This is a genomic window from Promicromonospora xylanilytica (assembly GCF_054782895.1).
The window spans coordinates 121,597-135,730 of record NZ_BAAGRP010000004.1 but is presented as its reverse complement, the minus strand read 5'-3'; the positions used below and the strand labels follow the sequence as shown (position 1 = coordinate 135,730).

11 protein-coding genes are annotated in these 14,134 nt (G+C 71.5%); 7 read left to right on the top strand and 4 right to left on the bottom strand.

Annotated elements, in window-relative coordinates; genetic code table 11:
* Positions 1 to 18: 18 nt before the first annotated feature.
* A complete protein-coding gene (dusB, locus tag ACYVK7_RS05565) occupies positions 19 to 1,209 on the bottom strand; it encodes a tRNA dihydrouridine synthase DusB (protein ID WP_460886686.1) in 1,191 nt (396 codons plus the stop codon).
* Between the two features lie 65 nt (positions 1,210 to 1,274).
* Positions 1,275 to 2,732: an alanine/glycine:cation symporter family protein gene (locus tag ACYVK7_RS05560; RefSeq protein ID WP_460886685.1), complete on the bottom strand. Its 1,458-nt coding sequence runs from the start codon at positions 2,730 to 2,732 to the stop codon at positions 1,275 to 1,277.
* A gap of 196 nt (positions 2,733 to 2,928) precedes the next feature.
* On the opposite strand from ACYVK7_RS05560, the gene ACYVK7_RS05555 reads away from it, so the two are divergent.
* Both ACYVK7_RS05555 and ACYVK7_RS05550 read left to right on the top strand, forming a co-directional pair.
* On the top strand, positions 2,929 to 4,371 hold the full coding sequence (locus ACYVK7_RS05555; RefSeq protein ID WP_460886684.1) for a basic amino acid/polyamine antiporter: 1,443 nt from the start codon (positions 2,929 to 2,931) through the stop codon (positions 4,369 to 4,371).
* Between the two features lie 48 nt (positions 4,372 to 4,419).
* A complete protein-coding gene (locus ACYVK7_RS05550; RefSeq protein ID WP_460886683.1) occupies positions 4,420 to 5,679 on the top strand; it encodes an arginine deiminase in 1,260 nt (419 codons plus the stop codon).
* A 53-nt stretch (positions 5,680 to 5,732) separates the two neighbouring features.
* Here the strand turns inward: ACYVK7_RS05550 and ACYVK7_RS05545 are convergent, their stop codons facing one another.
* Positions 5,733 to 7,529 carry a glycoside hydrolase family 13 protein gene (locus ACYVK7_RS05545; RefSeq protein ID WP_460886682.1) on the bottom strand — a complete coding sequence of 599 codons (1,797 nt, stop codon included), beginning with the start codon at positions 7,527 to 7,529 and terminating at the stop codon, positions 5,733 to 5,735.
* Positions 7,530 to 7,594: 65 nt separating this feature from the next.
* Positions 7,595 to 8,647: a LacI family DNA-binding transcriptional regulator gene (locus ACYVK7_RS05540; protein ID WP_460886681.1), complete on the bottom strand. Its 1,053-nt coding sequence runs from the start codon at positions 8,645 to 8,647 to the stop codon at positions 7,595 to 7,597.
* Positions 8,648 to 8,827: 180 nt separating this feature from the next.
* On the opposite strand from ACYVK7_RS05540, the gene ACYVK7_RS05535 reads away from it, so the two are divergent.
* From ACYVK7_RS05535 to ACYVK7_RS05515, 5 genes are all read left to right on the top strand, one after another.
* Positions 8,828 to 10,051: a sugar ABC transporter substrate-binding protein gene (locus tag ACYVK7_RS05535; RefSeq protein WP_460886680.1), complete on the top strand. Its 1,224-nt coding sequence runs from the start codon at positions 8,828 to 8,830 to the stop codon at positions 10,049 to 10,051.
* Positions 10,051 to 11,619 (top strand): ABC transporter permease subunit, encoded by a 1,569-nt coding sequence (locus ACYVK7_RS05530; RefSeq protein WP_460886679.1) that lies wholly within the window; start codon positions 10,051 to 10,053, stop codon positions 11,617 to 11,619. The genes ACYVK7_RS05535 and ACYVK7_RS05530 overlap by 1 nt, the downstream gene beginning before the upstream one ends.
* Complete coding sequence (locus tag ACYVK7_RS05525) at positions 11,619 to 12,533, top strand: sugar ABC transporter permease (RefSeq protein WP_460886678.1); 915 nt, start codon at positions 11,619 to 11,621, stop codon at positions 12,531 to 12,533. Before ACYVK7_RS05530 ends, ACYVK7_RS05525 begins: the two co-directional genes overlap by 1 nt.
* Before the next feature lie 78 nt (positions 12,534 to 12,611).
* Positions 12,612 to 13,391 carry an ABC transporter ATP-binding protein gene (locus ACYVK7_RS05520; protein WP_460886677.1) on the top strand — a complete coding sequence of 260 codons (780 nt, stop codon included), beginning with the start codon at positions 12,612 to 12,614 and terminating at the stop codon, positions 13,389 to 13,391.
* A 2-nt stretch (positions 13,392 to 13,393) separates the two neighbouring features.
* The gene (locus ACYVK7_RS05515) at positions 13,394 to 14,125 is read left to right on the top strand and encodes an ABC transporter permease (protein WP_460886676.1); all 732 of its coding nucleotides are present in this window, start codon (positions 13,394 to 13,396) and stop codon (positions 14,123 to 14,125) included.
* The last annotated feature ends 9 nt before the right edge of the window (positions 14,126 to 14,134 follow it).

Sequence of the window (14,134 nt, the reverse complement as noted above, 5' to 3'; positions counted from 1 at the left end):
GCTCAGCGACCCGCTCGGTCAGCCCCCGCTGACGCTCAGCTCGGCCTCGCGCAGCTTGGCCTCGAACTCGTCGGACAGCTCACGGGAGTCGAGCCAGCCGTACGGCAAGTGCGGCGTCTTGGGCGTACCCGCGCGGCCGCGCGGCCCTTCGGCGTCGTCCCCGGGGTACGGGGCGGTCAGGTCCAGGCCGTCGAGCCGCTCGCGCAGCTCGGCCAGGGTGTCGATGAGGGCGAGCTCGTGCCGCTTCTCGCCGCCGACCGCGTAGCCCTTGAGGTACCAGGCCATGTGCTTGCGCAGGTCGCGCATGCCCTTGCCCTCGTCGCCGTCGAAGTACTCGATCATCAGCTGGCCGTGGCGATAGATCGCGTCGGCGACCTCGCGCAGACCCGGGCGGACGCGCAGGTCCGAGCCGTTGAACGCGGCGGCGAGGTCGGTGAACAGCCAGGGGCGGCCCTGGCAGCCCCTGCCGACGACGACGCCGTCGGCGCCCGTCTGCTCGACCATGCGCAGGGCGTCCTCCGCGGACCAGATGTCGCCGTTGCCGAGTACCGGGACGGTGCGCACCGTCTCCTTGAGGCGGGCGATGGCCTCCCACTCGGCCTGCCCGGAGTAGTGCTGCGCCGCGGTGCGGGCGTGCAGCGCGACGGCGGCGACCCCCAGCGACTCCGCGATCCGGCCGGCCTCCAGGTAGGTCAGGTGGTCGTCGTCGATGCCCTTGCGCATCTTGATCGTGACCGGCACGCCGTACGGCGCGGCGGCGTCGACCGCCGCCTTGACGATGTCGGTGAACAGCTGCCGCTTCCAGGGCAGCGCCGCCCCGCCGCCCTTGCGGGTCACCTTGGGCACGGGGCAGCCGAAGTTGAGGTCGATGTGGTCGGCGCGGTCCTCGCCGGCGATGATCTTCACCGCTGCCCCCACGGTGGCGGGGTCCACGCCGTACACCTGGGCGGAGCGCGGCGTCTCGTCCTCGCCGAACGTCACGATCCGCAGCGCCTCGACGTTGCGCTCCACGAGCGCCCTGCTGGTGACCATCTCCGCGACGTACAGGCCGGGATCGAACCCCGTGGCCCGTCCCGCCTCGCGGCACAGCGTGCGGAACGCGCGGTTGGTCACCCCCGCCATGGGCGCGAGCACCACCGGCGTGGCGACGGTGATGGGCCCGATCTGCAGGGGCTTGAGCAGGGGAGCTGTGTCGAGGACGGAGGTCACCGGTCCATTGTTCCATCTGTGCCGAGGCTGGTGGCGGTCTGTGGCGACGTTCACGTCGGCGACCGTCAGCCCCGGACCACCGGCAGCGGGCCCGTGACCGACTGCTCGTCCTGCCAGCACTGGATCCCGTCGAGCTCCGGCATCAGGTCGCGCGTGAAGACCGGGTCGCGCCCCGCGCGCCGCTGGCGCGTGTAGTCCCGCAGCAGGCGGAACGCGACGCCGGAGAGCAGCGCGATCGCCACGAGGTTCACCAGCGCCATCAGGCCCATGATCCCGTCGGCGGTGTTCCAGATCAGGGCGGAGTCCAGCACCGACCCCGCGAAGACCGCCACGACGGCGAGCGCGCGGTACCCGGTGAGGACCAGGGGCGAGCCGGTGATGAACTCGATGTTGGACTCGCCGTAGTAGTAGTTCCCGAGGATCGAGCTGAAGGCGAGCAGGAAGATGATCACGGCCAGCAGCCAGTTGGACCACGAGCCGAGGTTGGCGGCGAGCGCCTCCTGCGTGAGGCCGATCCCCGCCGCGGCCCCGCCGAGGTCCGGCGTGGAGACCAGGATGATGAACGCGGTGATCGAGCACACGAGGAAGGTGTCGAAGTAGACGCCGAGGGTCTGCACGAGGCCCTGCTTGACGGGGTGCGTCACCGCGGCGCTGGCGCCGGCGTTCGGGGCGGAGCCGAGGCCTGCCTCGTTGGAGAACATGCCGCGCTTGACGCCCTGCAGGATGACGGTGCCGATCGCGCCGCCGAAGACCTCCCGGGCGCCGAAGGCCTCGGTGAAGATGGTGGCGGTCACCTCGGGCACGCGTTCGACGTTCAGTGCCACGACGACGATGCCGACGGCGAGGTAGAGCAGGGCCATCGAGGGCACGACCGCCTGGGTCACCTGGGCGATGCGCCGCATGCCACCGAAGACGACGAGCCCGGACAGCAGCGCCAGCGCGACGGCGACGACCCAGACCACCGGGCCGCCGGTGCCACCGCCGACGGCGGCGTCCAGCGTCGCGGCGATCGTGTTGGCCTGCAGGGACGAGAACGCGAACGGGAAGCAGACGATGAGGATGACGGCGAACAGGATGCCCATCCAGCGAGCCTTCAGCCCGTGCTGCATGTAGTAGGCGGGGCCGCCACGGAAGCCGTCGGCGTCGCGCACCTTGTAGAGCTGGCCGAGGGTCGACTCGACGAACGACGACGCGCCGCCGACGAACGCCATGAGCCACATCCAGAACACCGCGCCGGGGCCGCCGAGGGCGATGGCGGTGCCGACCCCGGCGATGTTGCCGACGCCGACACGGGACGCCGCGGAGACGGTGAACGCCTGGAAGGCGGAGAGCGACTGCGGCGCGCCGTCCGCATCCTTGGGGGTCTTGTCCGTCAGGGTGCGCAACATCTCGGGGATCATCCGGAGCTGTACGGCTCCGCTGCGGAGGGTGAACCACAGGCCGAGCACGGCCACCACGGGTAGTACGGCCAGGGTCCAGAGAGCTTCGCCGGCGTCGAGGATCCAGGCGTCGAGCGTTTCCATCAGGCAAGCATGGGGCTGCGGCCGCCGCCTCGCCCGGTCTGGCGGCGGTGCGCGGCCGGCAAGCTCTCCGCACATCTTTTGCCGATCGGATACACCCGTGTATCTAATGGCGGTGCCGGGGCATCGAGGGGCGCGAGGCGACCGGACACGTCAGCCGGGCGACCGGACCGTGCTCGACCGCATGAGGGGTCTCGCGATGGCGCAGCAGCCCGAGAGCAGCACGCAGCACAGCGCGGCGACGATCAGCGTCGCGACCCTGACGGCCATGGTCGTCGGCTCGATGGTCGGTGCGGGGGTCTTCTCGCTGCCGAGCCGGTTCGCCGGTGAGACCGGGGTGCTGGGTGCGCTCATCTCCTGGTTGATCGCGGGCACCGGCATGCTCATGCTCGCGTTCGTGTTCCAGCGGCTCGCGGTCCGCAAGCCCGACCTCGACTCGGGGGTCTACGCCTACGCGAAGGCCGGTTTCGGCGAGTACCTCGGGTTCTTCTCCGCGTTCGGGTACTGGGCCAGCGCGTGCGTCGGCAACGTGACCTACTGGATCCTGATCATGTCGACGGTGGGCGCGATCCTGCCGGCCCTGGGGGAGGGCGACACCCTCGTCGCGTTCGCCGTGTCCTCGGTGTGCGTGTGGCTGTTCTACCTGCTCGTCCGGCGTGGTGTGAAGGAGGCGGCGGCGATCAACCGCATCGTGACCGTCGCCAAGGTGCTGCCGATCATCGCGTTCGTGCTGATCGCGGTCTTCCTGCTGGACGTGCGGGTGCTCGTGGACAACTTCGAGGGCTACGGGATCACCGGCCCGCTGTTCGAGCAGGTGCGGGGGACCATGCTGGCCACGGTGTTCGTCTTTCTCGGCGTCGAGGGCGCGAGCGTCTACTCGCGTCACGCGAGGCGCCGCGAGGACGTGGGCCGCGCGACGGTCCTCGGGTTCCTGATGGTCCTCGCGATCTTCGCCTCGGTCACGATCGTGTCCTACGGGATCCTGCCGATGGAGGAGCTCGCCGAGCTGCGCCAGCCGTCGATGGCGGGCGTGCTCGAGGCCGCGGTGGGCGGCTGGGGCGCCGTGCTCGTGAGCGTCGGCCTGATCGTCTCGGTGCTGGGCGCGTACCTGGCCTGGACGCTCATGTCGTCGGAGGTGCTGTACGTGGCCGCGAAGGACCGGGACATGCCCCGGTTCCTCGCCCGGATCGACGCGAACGACGTGCCGCGGTCCGCGCTCCTGCTGACGACCCTCCTGATCCAGGTGATGCTCCTGGTCACGCTGCTGTCCGACGACGCGTTCACGTTCGCGCTGGACCTGACCAGTGCGCTGTCGCTCATCCCGTTCCTGCTCGCGGCCGGGTACGCGCTCAAGCTCGCGGCGGGCCGCGGGGGACCGGCGCACGGGAGCCCCACGACGCGCGACCTCGTCGTCGCCGTGCTCGCGGTGCTCTACACCGCGTTCCTGCTGTTCGCCGCAGGGCTGACGTTCGTGCTGCTGTCGTTCGTCATCTACGCCCCGGCGACGGTGCTCTTCGCGATGACCCGCCGCGAGCAGGGCCGGCGGGTGTTCAGCCGGGGCGAGCTCGTGATCTTCGTCGTGTCAGTGGCCGGCGGGCTGGCCGGCGTCGTCGCGCTCGCGACGGGGGCGATCTCGATCTGACCCGGCCGCGGCGGCCGGGTCCTGCTCACACCGGGAGGAAAGGACACCATGACGATCCAGAGCGACGGCACGGCACTACCCTCGGCCGCCTACGGGGTGCACTCCGAGGTGGGACGCCTCCGCAAGGTCCTCGTCTGCCGGCCGGGCCTGGCCCACCGCCGGCTCACGCCCACCACCTCCGACGATCTGCTCTTCGACGACGTGCTCTGGGTGGACCGGGCGATCGAGCACCACGCCGGGTTCGTGTCCGACCTGCGCTCCAGGGGCGTCGACGTGGTCGAGCTGCACGACGTGCTCGCCGAGACGGTGGCGGTGCCGGGGGCGCGGGACTGGCTGCTGGACCGCAAGATCGTCCCCGGCGTGGTCGGCACGGGGCTGATCGACGCGACCCGCGAGTTCCTGGAGAGCCTGGTCCCCGAGCAGCTCGCCGAGTACCTCATCGGCGGGCTGGCCACGCACGACGTGCCGGACCTGCCCGCGGCGTACCGGTCGCTGGCCGAGTACACGGCCGACTCGCGCGAGTACCTCATGGCCCCGGTGCCCAACACCCTGTTCACCCGCGACACGACGTGCTGGCTCTACGGCGGCGTGACGCTCAACCCCCTGTACTGGCCGGCGCGGCACGACGAGACCCTGCTGATGAAGGCCGTCTACGAGTTCCACCCGGACTTCGTCGGCTCGACCATCTGGTGGGGCGACCCGGAGACCGACCACCAGCGGGCCACCCTCGAGGGCGGCGACGTGATGCCGGTCGGCAACGGCACGGTGCTGGTGGGCATGAGCGAGCGCACGTCACGGCAGGCGATCACGCAGGTCGCCGAGGCGCTGTTCGAGCGGGGCGCCGCCGAGCAGGTGATCGTCGCGGGGATGCCCAAGCTGCGGGCGGCCATGCACCTGGACACCGTCATGACGTTCGCCGACGTCGACACCGTCACCGTCTACCCGCGCATCGTGGGGGCCATCCACCCGTTCGTGCTGCGGCCGGGAGACGGCGGCGGTCTCGCGGTCACGGACGAGGGCAGCGCCACGTTCCTGGAGGTCGTCGCCCGGGAGACCGGGCTCGGCGCGCTGCACGTCATCGAGACCGGCGGCGACGTCTACGAGTCCGAGCGCCAGCAGTGGGACAGCGGCAACAACGCCGTGGCCCTCGAGCCGGGCGTGGTCTTCACCTACGACCGCAACACCACGACCAACGACCTGCTCCGCAAGGCGGGCATCGAGGTGATCGAGATCAACGGCGCGGAGCTCGGCCGCGGCCGCGGCGGCGGGCACTGCATGACGTGCCCGATCATCCGGGACCCGGCCTGAGCGGTGGGCGCGCCGGAACGCGCCCACCACGGGTCGTCAGGCACCACGGGTTGTCAGGCGCGGAGCCAGACCGTCGTGTCCGTCGGGACCGCTACCGCGCCCTGCGACGTGTCGAGGTCGCCCGAGGCCACCAGCACCTCCGCGGCGGCAGGCAGCACGAGCGGCTCGGCGCCCAGGTTGCCGACCACGACGACGCCGGCGACGCGGAAGGCGACGACGTCCGGGGAGTCGGCCAGGGCGTCGACCCACGAGAGCGAGCCGCCGCCGATCTTCTCGGACCGGCGCAGCTCCAGCGCCGCCCGGTACATCTCGTACGTCGAGCCCGCGACGCCGTACTGCCGGTCGGCCGCGAGGTCGGCGTAGACGTCCGGCTGCGGCAGCCAGGTCTTGCCCGTCGAGCCGAACCCGTTGCCCGGCGCACCACCGACCCACGGCAGCGGCACGCGGCAGCCGTCGCGGCCGGGCTCCGCGCCGTCGGTCCGGAAGAACGACGGGTCCTGGCGCACCTCCGCGGGCAGCGCGGTGTGGTCCGGCAGGCCGAGCTCCTCGCCCTGGTACAGGTACGCCGAGCCGGGCAGACCGAGCATCAGCAGGGTCGCGGCCCTGGCCCGGCGCAGGCCGAGCTCCGCGTCGGGCTGCGGGTCGGTCGCCGCGATGCCGTTGAGCTGGCGCCCGCCGATCTCGGCCAGGCCGAAGCGCGACGCGTGCCGCACGACGTCATGGTTGGACAGCACCCAGGTGGTCGGGGCGCTGACGGCGTCCATCGTGTCGTACGAGACGTTCACGACCGTGCGCAGTCTCGCCGCGTCCCACGGGGCCGTGAGGAACGAGAAGTTGAACGCCTGGTGCATCTCGTCGGGCCGCACGTAGCGAGCCAGGCGGCTCAGCGGCTCCACCCAGGCCTCGGCGACCAGGCAGCGGTCGCCCGGGTACTCCTCGAGCACCCGGTGCCAGGCACGGTAGATCTCGTGCACGCCGTCCTGGTCGAACATCGGACCGCTGTGGCCCGCGCCGGTGGAGCCGTCGTCCGGGTCGCCGCCGTCGGCGGCCTCGTCGGAGGCGGGCGCCTGGCCGTCCTCGACGGTGCCCTCGACCATGGACACGTGGCCCGCCCAGTCGGGCAGGCCGGGTGCCTTGACCATGCCGTGCGCGACGTCGACGCGGAACCCGTCGACGCCTCGGTCCAGCCAGAACCGCAGGACGTCCTCGAACTCCTCGCGAACCTCCGGGTTCTCCCAGTTCAGGTCAGGCTGCGTCGAGTCGAACAGGTGCAGGAACCACTGCGGGCCCAGCGGGGTGTCGTCCTCGCGGGGGGCCAGCCGCGTCCAGGCGGGGCCGCCGAAGATGGACTCCCAGTTGTTCGGCGGCTCGTCGCCGGCCGGGCCGCGGCCGTCGCGGAACATGTACCGCTCGCGCGCGGACGAGCCGGGCGCCGCCGCCAGCGCCTCCTGGAACCAGACGTGCTGGTCGGAGGAGTGGTTGGGCACGAGGTCGACGATGATCTTGAGGCCGCGCTCGTGGGCGCCGGCAAGCATCTCGTCGAAGTCCGCGAGGGTGCCGAACAGCGGGTCGATGTCGCGGTAGTCCGCGACGTCGTAGCCGGCGTCCTTCTGGGGGGAGCGGTAGAACGGGCTCAGCCAGACGGCGTCGACCCCCAGCTGCTGGAGGTGGTCCAGCTTGGCGGTGACGCCGGGCAGATCGCCGATCCCGTCGCCGTCACCGTCCGCGAAGGAACGCGGGTAGACCTGGTAGATCACAGCGGAGCGCCACCACTCGCCGCCACCGGCGGCGGTGTGGACGGGAGCTCCGGCGGTGAGGTCGTCGGTGGTGAGCGGGGCAGTACGTGTCACGTGTCGCGTCCTCGTGGTCGGGGGCAGATCGGATGTAACGCTTGCTGCAAGCGTACGGGAGAGAACTAGCTCCGCGGGGCGGCAGGGGCGGCGCTGGTGGACCCGCGCACCACCAGCTCCGGCGTGAACAGCAGCTCCGAACGCGGCGCCCGCTCGCCGTGGATCTCGGTGAGCAGGGCGCTGACGGCGGCGTGCGCCATGTCGGCGACCGGCTGGCGCACCGTGGTCAGGGGCGGGTCGGTGAACGCCACGAGCGGCGAGTCGTCGTAGCCGACCACGCTCACGTCGTCGGGCACGGACAGGCCACGCGAGTGCGCGGCGCGGATGGCGCCGAGCGCCATCAGGTCGGACCCGCAGACGACGGCGGTGTGGCCGGAGTCGAACAGCTCGCCGGCCGAGGCCTGGCCGCCCTCCAGCGTGTAGAGGGTCAGCGCCACGTGCTCGCGGGCCTCCTGCTCGGTGGCCGCGAGGCCGTGCCGCACGAGCTGGGCCGCGAACGCCTCGATCTTGCGCTTGGCCGGGACGAAGCGGTCGGGGCCGATGGCCATGCCGATGCGGCGGTGGCCCAGCGCGACCAGGTGGCGTACGGACAGCTCGACGCTGGCGGCGTCGTCGGGGGAGACGAACGGTGCGTCGATGCCGTCGGCGTACCCGTTGATCAGCACGATCGGCAGCCCGCGCCCGCGCAGCCGCTGGTAGCGCTCGGTCGACGCCCGCGTGTCGGCGTGCTTGCCGGAGACGAAGACGATGCCGTCCACCGCGTGGTCGATGAGGGTCTCGACGTACTCGTCCTCGGTGGTACCGCCCGGCGACTGGGTGCACAGCAGCGGCGTGTAGCCGCGCGACGCGAGCTGCGACTCGATCGCTTGCGCAAAGGCAGGAAAGACCGGGTTGGACAGCTCCGGGACCACCAGGCCGATGAGGCCGGCGGGTCGTGCGCGCAGCGCCGAGGGGCGCTCGTACCCGAGCACGTCCAGGGCGGCGAGCACGGCCTGGCGGGTCTCGCCCGCCACGCCGGGCTTGCCGTTGAGCACGCGCGACACGGTCGCGGTGGAGACCCCTGCCTGCTCGGCGAGGTCGGTGAGTCGGGTGCGCACGACTGGCAGCCTAAGTGACATCGGACCTCCTCGTCCCTGCTGGTGCGGGGTGTCGGCACCCCGCCTTCGACACCGGCACCCGTGTCCGGCTGCAAGCGGTGCTGCAACTTTATCGCAACGACTTGCAACATTACCGGATCGGGCCGTACGGTTCGGGCAACGAACCAGGCCCGCCTCGGGCCACGAACACCGGGAGTGACGATGCGACGGAGCATCCTGACCGCCGCTGCGCTGACCGCGACGCTGGCGCTGGCCGCCTGCTCGGGCGGCGCGGAGGAACCAGCGGCCGAGGAATCGGCGGCCGCGCCGGACGGGGCGGGCGCCACCCTCACCGTCTGGGTCGACGAGACCCGCCAGGCCGCCGTCGAGGACGCCGCCGCCGGCTTCGAGGAGTCGACGGGCGCCGAGGTGGAGGTGGTGCTCAAGAACTTCGAGGACATCCGCCCCGACTTCCTCGCGCAGGTGCCGACGGGCAAGGGCCCGGACATCACGGTCGGCGCGCACGACTGGCTGGGCGAGCTGATGACCAACGGCGTCGTGGCCCCCATCGAGCTCGGCGACAAGACCGAGGCGTTCGAGCCGGTCTCCGTGGCGGCCTTCACCCAGGACGACCAGGTCTACGGCCTGCCGTACGCGGTGGAGAACATCGCGCTCATCCGCAACACCGAGCTCGCTCCCGAGGCCCCCGCCACGTGGGACGACGCCATCGCGGCCGGCAAGGACGCCGGCACCAAGTACCCGCTGCTGATCCAGACCACCACCGAGGGCGACCCCTACACGTTCTACCCGCTGCAGATGTCGTTCGGTGCCCCGGTCTTCGAGCAGAACGAGGACGGCTCCTACGCCCCGGAGCTCGCGCTGGGCGGTGAGGGCGGCACGGCGTTCGCGCAGTGGCTCGCGGACCAGGGCGACGCGGGCACGCTGAGCACCGACGTCACCTACGACATCGCGCTGGCGGCCTTCGCCAAGGGGGAGTCGCCGTTCATCGTGGGCGGTCCCTGGATGCTGGAGCAGTTCGGCGACCTCGACCTGGCGATCGACCCGATCCCGAGCGCCGGCGGCGAGCCCGCGAGTCCGTTCGTGGGCGTGGCCGGCTTCTACGTGAGCGCGCAGAGCGAGAACACGCTGCTCGCCAACGACTTCCTCGTCAACCACATGGCCACCACCGAGGCGCAGCTCGCGCTGTACGAGGCGGGCGACCGGCCCCCGGCCCTGATCGAGGCGGCCGACACGGCCTCCGAGGACCCGATCACCGCGGGTTTCCGGCAGATCGGCGCCGAGGCGGTCCCGATGCCGTCGCTGCCCGAGATGGGCGCCGTGTGGGCGTACTGGGGCGTGACCGAGGCCGCGATCATCTCCGGCAAGTCCGACCCTGCCAAGGCCTGGGACAAGATGGTCGCCGACATCCAGGGTGAGATCGGCTGATGTCGCTGCCTGCGGCCCGGGGCTCCGGCCGGACCGGCTGGAGCCCCGGGTTCCTCGTCAAGCTTGCCCTGATCGCGCTGGTCGACGCCCTCGGCGTCTACGCCGTCCTGGCCGCGTGGAGCGCTGGATCGTGGGGGATCCTCGCCGCGATGGTGGCGCTGCTGCTCGTGGCGAACTGGGCGTACTTCAGCAAGCGGGCCCTGCCCCTGAAGTACATCCTGCCCGGGCTCGCGTTCCTGCTCGTCTACCAGGTGTACGTGGTGGCCTACACGGGCTACGTCGCGTTCACCAACTACGGCGACGGTCACAACTCGACCAAGGAGCAGGCGATCGAGGCGCTCCTGGTGCAGAACGAGCGCCGCGTGGAGGGTTCGCCGTCGTCGCCCCTGACCGTGGTGTCGGACGGCGACACGCTCGGCTTCGCGGTCGTCTCGCCCGACGGCGCGGTCGAGGTGGGTACCGCCGAGGAGCCGCTCGCCGCCGTGGACGGCGCCACCGTGTCGGGCGGCCAGGTGACTGCGCTGCCCGGGTACGAGGTGCTGGAGTACACCGAGGTCCTTGAGCGGCAGCAGGAGGTCACCGACCTGCGCGTGCCCGTCTCCGACGACCCGAACGACGGCTCGGTGCGCACCCAGGACGCGCGCACCGGCTACGTCTTCACGTCGACGCTCACGTACGACGACGCGTCGGACACCATGACCGACAGCACCACCGGGGTGACCTATACGCCGGGCGACGACGGCCAGTTCGAGGCCGCCGACGGCACCACCCTGCCCGTGGGCTGGCGGGTGCTCGTGGGTCTGGACAACTTCGTCACCGCGTTCGGGGACGACCGGTACGCGGGCCCGTTCGCGAAGATCCTGCTGTGGACGTTCGCGTTCGCGGTCATCTCGGTGGCCTCGACGTTCCTGCTCGGCCTGTTCCTGGCGATCGCGTTCAACGACGCACGCCTGCGTGGCCGGCGGGTCTACCGGACGCTGGTGATCCTGCCGTACGCGATCCCGGGGTTCCTGGCGGCCCTGCTGTGGTCGGGCATGCTCAACCGGTCGTACGGGTTCGTCAACGAGGTGCTGCTCGGCGGGGCCCAGATCCCGTGGCTCACGGACCCCGTGCTCGCCAAGGTGGCGGTGCTCGGCGTGAACCTGTGGCTCGGGTTCCCGTACATGTTCCTCATCTGCACCGGTGCGCTGCAGTCGCTGCCCGGCGACGTGCTGGAGGCCGCACGGATCGACGGCGCGGGCCGGTGGCGCACCTGGCGGTCCATCACGCTGCCGCTGCTGCTGGTCGCCACCGCTCCGCTGCTCATCTCCAGCTTCGCCTTCAACTTCAACAACTTCACGCTGATCTACATGCTCACCGGCGGCGGGCCACGGTTCGGTGACGCCTCGGTCCCGCTCGGACACACCGACATCCTCATCTCGATGGTCTACTCCGTCTCCGGGCTCGACGGGACGGCCGCCAAGGACTACGGCCTGGCCAGCGCGCTGTCCATCGTCATCTTCCTGGTCGTGGCGACCATCTCCGCCCTCGCGTTCCGGCGCACCCGCTCGCTCGAGGAGATCGCCTGATGAGCACCACGATCCCGGCGGCCCGGCCGGCCGCCCCGCCCCGCAGTCCCGCGCCGGCCCGCCGCCCGTCGGCGTCCCGCTGGTTCTCCGACCTGGGGTGGCGGCACCTGGTCGGCGTCCTCGCCGTCGTCTACGCGGGCTTCCCGCTCGTCTACGTCGTCTCGGCGTCGCTGGCCGACGGCGGCACCCTCACCGGCTCCAACGACCTGTTCGCGTCGGTGTCGGGCGCCAACTACGCGGCGCTCGCCGGCACGAAGTTCTGGACCTGGATGGCCAACACCCTCGTGGTGGCGGTCGCGACCGGGGCCGGGACGGTGCTCATGGGGGCCGCGGCGGCCTATGCCTTCTCCCGGTTCCGGTTCAGCGGACGCCGCGTGGGGCTCACCGCCCTGCTCGTCATCCAGATGTTCCCGCAGATGCTCGCGTTCGTCGCGATCTTCCTGCTGCTCATCTCGCTCGGCAACGTCGTGCCGGTGCTCGGCCTGGACTCCAAGCTGTCGCTGATCTGCGTGTACCTCGGCGGCGCGCTCGGGGTGAACACGTTCCTCATGTACGGGTTCTTCAACACCGTGCCCCGCGAGATCGACGAGGCCGCGAAGATCGACGGCGCGTCGCACGCCCAGATCTACTGGACCATCGTGCTGCGGCTGACCGCGCCGATCCTCGCCGTGGTGGGTCTGCTCAGCTTCATCAGCACGTTCGGCGAGTTCATCATCGCTCGCGTGCTGCTGCAGTCGGAGGACAGCTGGACGCTCGCCGTGGGCCTCTACGGCTGGGTGTCGTCGCTCCAGGAGGCCAACTGGGGCCTGTTCGCGGCGGGCGCCGTCGTCTCGGCGCTGCCGGTGCTCGCCCTGTTCCTGTTCCTGCAGAAGTACATCGTGGGCGGCCTGACGGCGGGCTCCGTCAAGGGCTGACCACGCATGACGGATGTCATGTCCCGCCGGTGACGCACGGCCTGCGTGCCGTGGTCCCGGCGGGACGAGCCTTGAGGCATGACACCGACACAGCAGAGCAGCACGGGCGGGGCACCGGCCCTCGACGCCCGCGACGTCGTCAAGGAGTTCCGCGGGCGCGGCGGCACGGTGCGCGCCGTCGACCACCTGGACCTACGCATCGAGCGCGGCGAGGTCGTCGCGTTCCTCGGGCCCAACGGTGCGGGCAAGACCACGACCATCGACCTGGCGCTCGGACTGGCCCGGCCGACGTCCGGCACCGTCCGCGTGCTCGGGAAGGAGCCGTCCGACGCCGTGGCCGCCGGGCAGATCGCCGCCGTCATGCAGACGGGCGGGCTGCTGCGGGACCTGACCGTGCGGGAGACGGTCGAGCTGACCGCCGCACTGTTCGGCGGGTCGGGGGACGTGCGCCCCTACCTCGAGCGGGCGGGCATCGCCGATCTCGCGCGCCGCAAGGTCGGCACGTGCTCGGGCGGGCAGCAGCAGCGGCTGCGGTTCGCGATGGCACTCGTCTCAGAGCCCGACCTGCTGTTCCTCGACGAGCCCACCACGGGCATGGACGTCACCGGCCGTCGCGACTTCTGGTCGGCCGTCCGTGCGGATGCCGCCCGCGGCCGCACCGTCGTCTTCGCCACCCACTACCTCGACGAGGCGGAGCTCTACGCCGACCGGGTGGTCATGGTGAGCCGTGGCCGGGTCGTGGCCGACGGCACGGCCCAGCGAATCAAGGACCGCACCGGGGTGCGCACCCTGGAGGACGCGTTCGTCCGGCTCACGTCCGGCGCGCCCGCCACCTCCGGCACCACGGGAGGCGCGTGACCATGAACGGCTACTACCCGCGGCTGGAGCTGCGCCGCCTGCTGCGCGACCGGCGCACCTTCGTCATCAGCCTGCTCATGCCGCCGGCGATGTTCCTGATCGTGGGGGCCGGCACGGCGGCCAACCAGCAGGAGACCGTCGGCGACGACGCCAACAGGACGGCGCTGCTCCTCGTCTCCGTCGCGCTGTTCGGGGCGATCGTCACCACGGTGTCGGGCGGCGCGAGCGTCTCCACGGAGCGCGCGCAGGGCTGGACCCGGCAGCTGCGCCTCACGCCGCTGAGCCCCTGGTCGTACGTCATGACCAAGGTGGTCGCCTCGATGGCGCTCGGCGCGGTGTCGATCGGTCTGACCTTCGGCGTCGGGTACGCGCAGGGCGCGCAGATGTCTCCGGCGGCCTGGGTGGGCTGCGCCCTGATCGCCTGGCTCAGCTCGGGGACGTTCGCGGCCCTCGGCCTGCTCATGGGCTACGTGCTGCCCACCGAGAACACCATGCAGATGCTCAGCCCCCTCCTGGCGGTGCTCTCCCTGGCCGGCGGCCTGTTCGTCCCGCTCGGCGACGGTCCCTTCGCCGACGTCGGGCGCTTCGTGCCCACCTACGGCGCGGCGGTCCTGACCCGCGCACCGCTCGGCACCGGCCTCGACGCCTGGGCGATCGTGAACCTCCTGGTCTGGACCGTGCTCTTCGTCGCGGCTGCCGCGTGGCGGTTCGGACGCGACACCGCCCGTGTATGACACGGTAGG

Bases quoted from the DNA above. Each gene is read 5' to 3' on its own strand.
- ACYVK7_RS05560 (WP_460886685.1), bottom strand. From the start codon at position 2,732: ATGGAAACGCTCGACGCCTGGATCCTCGACGCCGGCGAAGCTCTCTGG.
- ACYVK7_RS05555 (WP_460886684.1), top strand. From the start codon at position 2,929: ATGGCGCAGCAGCCCGAGAGCAGCACGCAGCACAGCGCGGCGACGATC.
- ACYVK7_RS05550 (WP_460886683.1), top strand. From the start codon at position 4,420: ATGACGATCCAGAGCGACGGCACGGCACTACCCTCGGCCGCCTACGGG.
- ACYVK7_RS05540 (WP_460886681.1), bottom strand. From the start codon at position 8,647: ATGTCACTTAGGCTGCCAGTCGTGCGCACCCGACTCACCGACCTCGCC.
- ACYVK7_RS05535 (WP_460886680.1), top strand. From the start codon at position 8,828: ATGCGACGGAGCATCCTGACCGCCGCTGCGCTGACCGCGACGCTGGCG.
- ACYVK7_RS05530 (WP_460886679.1), top strand. From the start codon at position 10,051: ATGTCGCTGCCTGCGGCCCGGGGCTCCGGCCGGACCGGCTGGAGCCCC.
- ACYVK7_RS05525 (WP_460886678.1), top strand. From the start codon at position 11,619: ATGAGCACCACGATCCCGGCGGCCCGGCCGGCCGCCCCGCCCCGCAGT.
- ACYVK7_RS05520 (WP_460886677.1), top strand. From the start codon at position 12,612: ATGACACCGACACAGCAGAGCAGCACGGGCGGGGCACCGGCCCTCGAC.
- ACYVK7_RS05515 (WP_460886676.1), top strand. From the start codon at position 13,394: ATGAACGGCTACTACCCGCGGCTGGAGCTGCGCCGCCTGCTGCGCGAC.